This window comes from Psychrobacter sp. Rd 27.2 (assembly GCF_001921755.1).
GTDB lineage: Bacteria > Pseudomonadota > Gammaproteobacteria > Pseudomonadales > Moraxellaceae > Psychrobacter > Psychrobacter celer.
In genome coordinates, this window is record NZ_MRYB01000097.1 from 1 (window position 1) to 403 (window position 403).

The window sequence follows — 403 nt, forward strand, 5'->3', positions numbered from 1 at the left end:
CAGTTTTTGCTGATTTTTAAATACCACTTCAGAGTCAGCATGATAGACCTGCTCATTCACGCAGTTACCAAAGCCAAAAGTAACCAAATCAATTTTGGCATATTTAGCAGGGTTACTGGCTTTTTCGTCTAGATAACGTGACATGGCATAGCTATTTGATACTGCACGTTCTTCAACTATCTGCTTCCACTTAGTTTGTACTGCTGCTTCGTTTTGTAATAACGGCTTTATATATTGATGGCACATTTTCGGGCTTTGCTTAAGTGCATCGTTGGGGTTTAGATATCCTAAAATAGTTAGTTTATTCTGTTTATACTCTCCATCAATTGACTTCAGTAACTCTTGTTTATAGCCTTTTGCTTCAGGCACAACGTCAAGTCGTTCTACATTGCGCTTAACTTGC

1 protein-coding gene is annotated in these 403 nt (G+C 38.2%); it reads right to left on the minus strand.

Going from position 1 to position 403, the window contains the following annotated elements; translation table 11 throughout:
• Positions 1–369 (minus strand): hypothetical protein (locus BTV99_RS12755; protein ID WP_143507188.1); only part of this gene is annotated, 369 nt, incomplete at its 3' end.
• Between the last annotated feature and the right edge of the window lie 34 nt (positions 370–403).